Below are 1,117 nucleotides of genomic sequence, written 5' to 3' on the forward strand. Positions count from 1 at the left end.
TCCAGCGTCGGCGTCGCCGCGTACTCCAACGGCGTCTTGCTGCCCATCTCAGGCACAGGACGGTCGCCCAGCCCGTCCGCAATCAGCAGCAGCCCCTTATACAACGCACGCGCCATAGCCTCCGCAAGTATACCTACACGCCCAGCAGCAACTTTCCAAAGAACTCGTACATCGGCAATAGAATATAACGCAGCGGATTCGGCAGCCCAATCAACGGGAGGATTAAAATCGAGTATAAGATGATCGGTCCGTACACCATCTGGAAGCCCCAGTAGCGACGGTCGAACACATCAGGCAAGAATCCTGACAGCACTTTCGAGCCGTCTAACGGATGAAGCGGAATCATATTGAACAGTGCCAGCCCGATGTTTGCCAACACCATCACCAGTAGAAAATCGATGAGGATGCTGGGTAGGGGTACCGCTTCCAAGAGCAGCAATCCGCGCAACAACAGGGCGCTTAGCACTGCCAGAACGACATTTGAGAGTGGTCCGACGAACGCGCACAGCGCCCAGTCGCGGCGCGGGCTGCGGAAATAGCCCGGATTGACAGGCACGGGCTTGCCCCAGCCGATGCCGTAGCCCAAAAACGCCACGATGATGATTAGCAGCGTGCCCAGCGGGTCTAAGTGCGCGATGGGGTTCAGCGTCACGCGCCCTTGGCTGCGCGGCGTCGGGTCGCCCGCCCAGTCAGCATACTGCGCGTGCGCATACTCATGGATGGCGATGCTGAGCAGCACCGCGAGAATCCAGAGAATCGTCTGGATAATGTCCTCTACGCTTATCATCGGGCGGGAGTATACCCCGCAGGGTATACTTACCGCGCCTATGACCTTTCAGGAACTGCTGTTTCGGCTGGAGCAGTTTTGGGCGGACTACGGGTGCTTGATTCTGCAGCCGTATGATGTGGAGGTGGGCGCGGGCACGATGGCGCCTGCCACGACACTGCGTGCGTTGGGGCCTGAGCCGTGGTATGTGGCGTATGTGCAGCCCAGCCGCCGCCCTGCCGACGGACGCTACGCTCGCAACCCCATGCGCCTCCAGCACTACTACCAGTATCAGGTCATCCTCAAGCCGTCGCCCGACGATGTGGTCGATGTCTACTTGGAGAGCCTGCG

Annotated in this window: 2 protein-coding genes; one reads left to right on the forward strand and one right to left on the reverse strand. The window is 59.6% G+C overall.

Annotated elements, in window-relative coordinates; all coding sequences use genetic code 11:
* Nucleotides 1–133: 133 nt before the first annotated feature.
* Complete coding sequence (locus NW804_RS10340; protein ID WP_414423489.1) at nucleotides 134–787, reverse strand: site-2 protease family protein; 654 nt, start codon at nucleotides 785–787, stop codon at nucleotides 134–136.
* Between the two features lie 40 nt (nucleotides 788–827).
* Between NW804_RS10340 and NW804_RS10345 the strand changes: the two genes are divergently transcribed.
* On the forward strand, nucleotides 828–1,117 hold a 290-nt coding region (locus NW804_RS10345), incomplete at its 3' end, for a glycine--tRNA ligase subunit alpha (protein ID WP_414423490.1).

Source organism: Synechococcus sp. WC10meta, assembly GCF_047461475.1.